Source organism: Paraburkholderia sp. Cpub6 (genome assembly GCF_014201065.1).
GTDB lineage: Bacteria > Pseudomonadota > Gammaproteobacteria > Burkholderiales > Burkholderiaceae > Paraburkholderia > Paraburkholderia tuberum.
The window spans coordinates 1-7,789 of sequence record NZ_JACHDM010000064.1 but is presented as its reverse complement, the minus strand read 5'-3'; the positions used below and the strand labels follow the sequence as shown (position 1 = coordinate 7,789).

7 protein-coding genes and 1 pseudogene are annotated in these 7,789 nt (G+C 58.3%); 1 reads left to right on the top strand and 7 read right to left on the bottom strand.

Annotated features, from left to right (window positions below):
* A pseudogene (locus HDG33_RS36365) lies at window positions 1-129 on the bottom strand (IS30 family transposase); the annotation flags it as partial.
* 966 nt (window positions 130-1,095) lie between these two features.
* Here HDG33_RS36365 and HDG33_RS36360 point away from each other — a divergent pair.
* The gene (locus HDG33_RS36360; protein ID WP_184041097.1) at window positions 1,096-1,320 is read left to right on the top strand and encodes a hypothetical protein; all 225 of its coding nucleotides are present in this window, start codon (window positions 1,096-1,098) and stop codon (window positions 1,318-1,320) included.
* Between the two features lie 14 nt (window positions 1,321-1,334).
* Here HDG33_RS36360 and HDG33_RS36355 read toward each other — a convergent pair whose 3' ends face one another.
* The 6 genes from HDG33_RS36355 to HDG33_RS36330 form a co-directional block, all read right to left on the bottom strand.
* Entirely contained in the window at window positions 1,335-1,586 is a 252-nt protein-coding gene (locus HDG33_RS36355) for a hypothetical protein (protein WP_184041095.1), read from the bottom strand.
* A 115-nt stretch (window positions 1,587-1,701) separates the two neighbouring features.
* Window positions 1,702-2,349: a hypothetical protein gene (locus HDG33_RS36350; RefSeq protein ID WP_184041093.1), complete on the bottom strand. Its 648-nt coding sequence runs from the start codon at window positions 2,347-2,349 to the stop codon at window positions 1,702-1,704.
* Between the two features lie 901 nt (window positions 2,350-3,250).
* The gene (locus HDG33_RS36345) at window positions 3,251-5,209 is read right to left on the bottom strand and encodes a hypothetical protein (protein ID WP_184041091.1); all 1,959 of its coding nucleotides are present in this window, start codon (window positions 5,207-5,209) and stop codon (window positions 3,251-3,253) included.
* A 649-nt stretch (window positions 5,210-5,858) separates the two neighbouring features.
* On the bottom strand, window positions 5,859-6,212 hold the full coding sequence (locus tag HDG33_RS36340) for a hypothetical protein (protein WP_184041089.1): 354 nt from the start codon (window positions 6,210-6,212) through the stop codon (window positions 5,859-5,861).
* 49 nt (window positions 6,213-6,261) lie between these two features.
* Window positions 6,262-6,597, bottom strand: a complete 336-nt coding sequence (locus tag HDG33_RS36335; protein WP_184041087.1) for a hypothetical protein — start codon at window positions 6,595-6,597, stop codon at window positions 6,262-6,264.
* 101 nt (window positions 6,598-6,698) lie between these two features.
* The gene (locus tag HDG33_RS36330; protein ID WP_184041086.1) at window positions 6,699-6,887 is read right to left on the bottom strand and encodes a hypothetical protein; all 189 of its coding nucleotides are present in this window, start codon (window positions 6,885-6,887) and stop codon (window positions 6,699-6,701) included.
* Window positions 6,888-7,789: the final 902 nt, after the last annotated feature.

Below are 7,789 nucleotides of genomic sequence, written 5' to 3'. Positions count from 1 at the left end.
CCCCTGTACAGACGAGTGGTTCCGGTCAAAAAGCTGGGCGATCTTCTGGAGAGACTCTCCCTTCCGCCAACGTTCCCACATCAGCGCTTTCTGCTTCTCGCTGTAGTAAATCCGGCGTCGCTGTTTCATCTGCAACACTCCCACTGCTTGCGCAGTCTTCAGTGTGTTGCATCCACCGGTTGAATCCGCCCTCAGGAGCGGACGGGAAGGTAATGAAATGGCCCTGTGCCTCGCCTTTCATCACGGCGACAAAGCGTGCGGAAATTGCATCGCGAGAAGCGACGCTCAAGGTTACTCTGGTCACGGCTGTCTCCGGTTCAGAACTCCGCGTCTACCTGAAAGAACATCAGCTCGCCGGTGATCTACGCGCTGGGCCGGGCGCTGCAGCACTCGCCGATTGTCCCCCATTCGCGAGCGCCGGCTGCGACTTCACGACGTCGAGGAAGTACGTGGTTGAAGGTATGCCCGACCGCCACGAATAAATGGAGAAGTGGTTCCGCGCCAGCCAGTCGGAGAGCCGCGTATTTTCGACGCGTTCGACCTCTATCCTGTGTAACGCGAACAGATCTGCCTCATCTTGCAGCATTCGAATGATCGACGAGAACAAGCCGTGCCCCCTAAACTCCTGCCTTATTCGAATATTCGCCAAGCAGACAACAGGCCTGTCATATTTCCAGCCGGCGAACACGCCCGCCCGCGTATAGCACTCCATCGAGTGACTCTCATACCACTTCGAAACACCCGCCGGTTGCGAGTTACCGTCCCTCGCGAGACTTCTGAGCCAGTGAAAGTACGAGCTCAATTCGCGCGATATCGATTCTGAATTCATGGATGATTTTCGTCGTTATGGGAGACTCAAATTGATCATTTTTGATCAATATTCCTAACTATCATCGGTGCAACTCCATCAACGATAGCACCTTTTCAGCGCATCAACCTGGGCAATGGCGTCGCCATCCTCGGCACACGCTGCCTTTAGGTGAGCGTTTTCAGGAGCCGAGAACCGAATCGGCACAACCATTGCGTTGCCGCGTCGGAAATGCGCGGCCGTCGCATGCGTGCTATCGTGCCGGCTCGATTGAAAGAAGTCGGCAGTTGAAATGGATCGGTTTTTTATGCGGCGCGCGCGCCGTGCAGTATTTGCTTGATCGCCGTCGCGAATGCTTGGCAAGGGTTGAGGCCGCGAAGACCGGCAACGTCGAATTTGAGTCGCAGCATCTCGACCTGATCGACAGTCTGGTGCGCGACGTCCGCGCGGGACGGGGCTACGCGTTCAAGCTGGACCATCCAACGGCCGTCGAAGTATTTGTCTCGGACTAACGCCCTCAGACCAATCACTCGACAGCGCCACCGGCGAAAACCCTGGACGCGACGCCATACCAGGAGAACATGTTCGCCCGTTCACCAGCCGCGATTGCATCGCCCAGCGCGACGAGCACGACGGCCATCTCACGCCGGAACAGATCGGCGCGCGCCTCAGCGACGTTCTCGCCGGCGACATACCCAGCGCAGTAGGCCGCCGACCGCACCGCTTCAATCAGATCCTTGCGGCCGGTACGTGGCACGTTCAACTTCACTTCAGCCATTCCATTCCCCTCATCAGAAAGCCAGCGCACCGTGTGCCGGATACATGTCATCATCGAGTAACGACCGTCGACGCATCAACAGGTCTTGCCATCGCGTTTTTCGCCTCAGGCCGATCTATAAGCCGGCCGCTTCTGTTTCGGACACCACGCCGATCCCGAACTTGGCGGCACCTCCCCGTCGCTCATTCAGCTCGCGGAGTTTTTCCAAGGCCGCGCGCTGCAAGCCGCGATCGACCTCGCCGATCGCTCCAATGACGGCGTTGTACAACTCCTCCATCCTCTCCTGATTCCAGACCGCTTCTGCATGCTTTAGCGCCAGCGTGAGCGTCACCGCGCGCATCTTGTGCGATTGCGCAAGCATCACCGGATTTTTGACTTTCCGCACACCTGTCGTGGAATCGACGGTCATTGAATAGTCAGCCAGCATCTGCGCGTCGTCCACCATCACACGGATCTTCCGGAAAAAATCGAGCGCACGGCGCACTGCTACCCGCTGTTCAGGCGTCGCCGGCGTGATCGGCGTGAAGGACGGCGCCTGCCCGGCAGGCACGCCCGGATGCGGGACATTCCGAATCACGTCGATCGCGAGCTGGCGATCCTCCTCGCGCACGAGCTTGCACCACTGCGACCACGTCGCCTTGTTGATGTGCTTGTAGCCGTCGAGCTTCGCCAGGCGCGCACCCTCCTGCTCGCCATGCTCGAGCATGTACTTACGGATCTGGTTCAATGCTTCAAAGCGTTGTGAGCTGGCTGGGCGCGGCATTCCGAAAACCTCGTGATGTTTATAAACAAGTCTACAATCACGACGCCAGAACCTTGCCGGGTAAGGCGAGGCTGTTTCGAAACGCGGTTGATTTGTGGATCCGGTGCCTGCGCCCCCCTCCCCGTCATTTCATCTCCTCCAGCCCTTCAACGCGCTCGTCGCGCCGCGTCCATAGCCACCCCTCACCTGCGGACTATCTGCAGACTCACGCCTAGCGTCTCCCAATCGGCAACGGATCCAGCCCATTCGAGTCCACCAACGAGTGTGCAAAGATTCACGCACCGACAGCTCTATCGATTAGAGTAGCTAACCGTCATCCCCGGTCTCGCCCCTGCCAATCTGTCTGCCAAGACGTCGTCGACGCCGATCAACAATGGCGTCACCAAACCCGGCCGTCTGCAGCGCCACTGTCGGTTAGTTGCGTCGCTGGATCGCGCATTAATGCGGGTCACCTCGATCTGCACGCCAGTCGTCGCAGCCCTCGGCGCCGTGACGTAGATCGCGCTCACGGCGCCGATCCTTTCGCCCATAGCCTGTAACCGAGGCGTAACCGGGCGTAACCGCCGGCCCAGTTACGGCGAAGCCCTTATGCGACAAGGCTTTGCTCCCTTGTAACCGTGTAACCGTAAAAAACGCCCCACGTAGCCATATAAAAAGCACTCATGCCAGGTGTTGCATCACCTCACCTCATTTTATTTTTTCAAATCCACAAGTGAGAATAAAGTGGTTACACGGTTACACCATCCGGAAAGCCTTATGCGACAAGGGTTTCACTGTAACCGGCTGCACGGTTACGCGCGGTTACGCCACCCGCTATCGGTTACAGCGCTCCTAGGTCCGGAACTTCCGGGCACAAAAAAACCGCCCGAAGGCGGCTTGATCGATGCGGCGATAGGATGGTTTAGAACTCCTCGGAATCGTCGGCGGGTGACGCGTCCCTTCTAGCGGCCAGATCCTCACCGGAACACCCCGGGCGCATCAGCGCTACGCACTTAGTGTGCTTGCCGTTTGGCTTGCGCGTTATCAATCCTTTTCCGTCGGTACTCAACAATCGCAAGATCTCTGGCTTCCGGCGTCGATATGTCTGGACCTCTGACACATCGAAGTGCTCGTTTAGATAGGTGTCGAGCACCTTATTGGCGCTCGGCAGGTAGTACTTGGAGTGCTCACCACTGCCCTCCTGCGACAGCAGGTGCGGCTGCGCGTACAGCCATGACAAAACGTCGGCAGCAACATCCGGCAGCGAGTCGGAGAAGCGGTCGTGCAGCGTATCGAGGCCGTAGCGGCTTATGAATCCGTTGATCCAGCGTTCGGCGCCGGTCTGGGCTCCTTCCAGCCCGAGCGACTGCATCTCAGCCACCATGCGGTTCATCGTATCGGCCGCATAGTTCAGCACACTCGCAAAGTACCGCGGATTGCCGACCTCGAGGTAGAGCGGACGCTGCACCAGCGTGCCGATCTCCTGAAAGACGCTCATGCGGTTGGCGAACTGATCTTCAACGCCATGTGACGTCACAAGACTGGCTACACTCTCGGCAGAGAGGAACAGCTTGGCGAAAACCTCGACCTCCGACGTCAGCTGATTTTTCGGACTTAGCGTGATCTTCGACTGAAGCTGCTTCAGCTCAGACTTCACGGTCTTGAATTCGTCCACCACAAGGGCGAAGGCGCGCTTGAATTCCTCGGGGGCACGCCCAACAGGTCTTCCATCGAACATCGCCTCGATCTCCGTCATCGAGGTGCTAACCGCCAGGCCCATCTCGCCGAGCACGCCGAGAAGAAATCCTTTGCCCCAATCGCTATCAGCCAAGATCCATAGGTAGCACTTCTTGCGGTCAAGTGCGAAGCGGCTTTGCACCAGGAACTGGAGGAATTCATCGAAGCGGGTGAAGTGCTGCTTGTAGTCGTCGACAATTTCCGGCTCGTATCTGCCACGCACCTCGAAGGGTTTGTGAGCCAGTACGATTCGCGCCTTGTCCTCGAGCAGGCGCATCCGCGCGTCGTCGGCGAACATGTCGCAGCGCCATTCGACACTCTCCCGCTGGTTGCAGTACTTCAGGTGATCGACGATCACGGTGCCAGCTGCCCCGGCAGTCAAATCGCGCAGCGCCTTTGCCTGTGGCTTGGTCAGATCACGATCCGCTATGAACTGCTCGGTCATCTCGGCGATGGCCTTGGCGTCCACGGGCTCGCCGAATGCACGCACCAAGAATTTGTAGGCGTCGCCGCCGAGAAACTGATTGAGGTTCTGAAATTCGTTCAGCAGGAAAACCTTACTCTTACTGCCAGACCAGAACGAGCCGTTGACCATACCGTCGATCATCGCGAGATTGATCCCAAGCCTCTCGTCCGATGGGTCGATACCGATGGCCTCGGCTAATCGCGAAGCGATTGCCTTTGCGATGTCCCGCGCCGGTTGCCCCACGCTCTCCAGAGCGGAGCCATCCGCCCCCGGCTCTTGTCGCGTCAGTGCCTGCGCATCGACCGGCTCGTCCGCGAGATCCTCGTCGGTCAACGGTCCAGCAAGTGGATCGTCCTGCAGCGGACCCGCCAGCGCGTCGTGCTCGGCGGCGGCCGCCGTAACCTCCTCGACCTTGCCGCGCGCCCATTCCGCGTCGGCTGCCGCCTGCGTCACCACGACATTCGACTCAAGCGCCGCGCCGATGTCCGGGCGCACTGCGTCTTCACGCAAAGACCACGAGCCGAATGACTCGTCGTCGCGAGACGACACATTGGATTTTTGGGGATTCGAGTCGGCTGGTGCGCCGCGCTGAGAGTCGCGAATGGCTTTCAGCGCCCGTTCGCCTGGAGAAAGGGTTCTCTCTCCGGCCGCAGCCGGGTTATCTGTTTTGCCGTGCACTTCTATTACCTTATTATTGCGCCGTCCTCCATCTCGTCAAAGGGGAAGCGGCTTTGTTGAGCACTCCGGATCGTCTATCCGTCATGCAATAACTCGGAGTTTACTGGCGCCGCGAATCAGCCCCTAGCACTTTATTTGCGATAGAGCTATTGACGAGGTCTGGATAGAACGATTTTTCGTGACGATTTACTCAAATTTGATTAAGCGTTTCGCCGCTAAGCCGCGCCGGTACGCGGTTTGACGAAAAATCGATATATCGAGGAGGAGACGTAGAAAGATCGCAACAGCAGGTGCCCGTTTTTCTTTGCGCCAAGAGATCAATCAGATATAATTGTTCTTGAACTTTGCCGTTCACCTCTAGTGCCTCAGCACAGCCAAATGCAGTCGCCCCATCTGGAACAACTAGCTCGTCACTAGCCAGATGGGGCGTTGGTCTTTTAGGCCTCGACTTTCTCCAATCAACATCTCGTCGAGCACCCGCACATAACGCAGCAGCACCTCGAGCAGCTCGACACCTACCCCGCGCATCGACGACGCCCACCGACCAAGCCACGCGCACGACGTCGCGCCGCAGGCATACAGGCAACATCGAGCACCATGTAGAAAAGCCCGGACATGCCGGGCCTTCGTTGTTGCTGGTCAGCTATTGCTAGAACACGTCGGGCGCCGTCACCGCCTGCTTTTCCGCCAGCGCCTTCGCCGCCGCCCTGGCCTTCGCCGCACGCTCGACGCGATCGACGTAAGCGTGCGGATGAATGTCCTGCTCCGTTACGCCCTCTCGCGTCGGCACGAACACCGGCATCACTACGCTGAGATCCGGCAGCGGCCGCCAAAAGCCCGTCCATAAGCCGACGGTGCCAGCACCTGCATCTTTCGCACTCGCCGGCTCTTGCTGGTGTAACTCGAGCACGCGGCCGTCGTCGGTTAGCGCATACAAACTGCTACTCACTCCGTTGTCTGAGTCCTGGGACTGACTACACGCGATCTGAACAATTTTGCTCATTCTCAATTCCTCAATTTAGGGTTAAATGAGTGCAACAGCAGGCCGCGCTTTATTCGGCGACACCGGTGCTGAACTCGTCGAACTCGCCGGCGCGCTCGCAGGCGCGGAATAGGAAATCCACCGCGTGGAGCTCGTCGAAGCTGTGCGCAGCGTTACGCAGCGTCGGAAAGTGCGCTCTCCACCACTGCAAAGGCGCCAGGTGCAGCAGACGCGGTTTAGAGAACTGACGCGGCTTCATTCGCAGGATTCTGCGCTCGCGCTTATGCATCACGAACTTGACGCCGTTGTCGGCGCGACCATAGCCGAGCACCTGGAAATACTCGTTGCTCGCCAAATCGTTGATACGCTTGTCGTATGCTGCTTCGTCGATATTCTTTTTCTGCATTTTTTAGGATTACTAAATCGATTTATCGGAACCCGCCGATACTGCGAACGTTATGTGTTACTTGGCGTCGTCGAGCAGTCCGGGCCAGCGCTTCAACCGCTTCAACGTATCGTTGTCGCGCCGGATACGATAGACGGCCAGCAGGGACTGGCGTTACGCAAGACCATGTAGTCCTTTTCGACGAGCGAGCGCTCAAACGAATGCGCCTCAGAAGGTTGATCGGCGACGCGGCCTGCGCGCTTCTCGACGTTGATGTACGCGACAGCGGCGCGAGGGTAGAACTTCGACATTGAATCTCCGGTTGATAAATGTGCGTCAACAATCGAAGTTTACGCAAACACGTTTCAGGCCGTCTAGCCTTATTTGGCCGCAATCATAGCTAACAGATTATTCGCGTTGCGTGAGGGCCAGCCTGCGCAGGTGTCCGCGTTTCGCCTGTTTTTCGGGCGCAAATCGAGCGTGTTGTACGGAAGCGACGCAGGCAACCGCCCACCAGATATGTGGGCGTTGGAGCCTTTGGCGAGCTCCACACCGACCGCGCGCTCGCACGCCTGAGTGAATGAGCCAGGCGAAGAGCAACTACTTTCTTCTGGACGCTCTACGAAGACGTCGCCTAGGATTACTGTCATCTCAATGGAGGCAACATGGCCACGTACGGGGAACTGCGGAATTTTGTGAAGCAAAGACATGGCGTCGTCGTTCAGAACTGCTGGATTGCAGACGTCAAAGAATTGTGTGGACTGCCTTTGCGATCTCGCCGTACGACGGCGCGAGCGAAGCCCTGCCCGCCTCAATGGCGACCAGCGATCGAAGAGGCCATGCGCCATTTTGGCTGGCTGTGATCGCCAACAGATTTACAGTCTGATCGACACTGGTCGTGCAAGCCGCGCCGGCGCGGCGCTGCAGGGATGAGCGGGGAACGGCCGGGCGCACATAGGGCGCATGTAAGGAATGGCCGCCGGCATCGCCACATACGCGGGCGTTAGCGCAGTCGGCGAGCTCCGGAAATGGCAACCCGGCGCGCGCTTCACCGGAGCCAGACAAAAGGAAGCCCACGGGGCGCAGTGTCGAGCGCCGGCGGTCTGTTGCTGCGTTAGGGCAACGCTGATTAAGTCCACCGATCCGGTACCTCAAGCGTTATAGAAATCGGATTGAACGAAGAAGGCGAAACAGGATGAAGCAGCAGACGCTG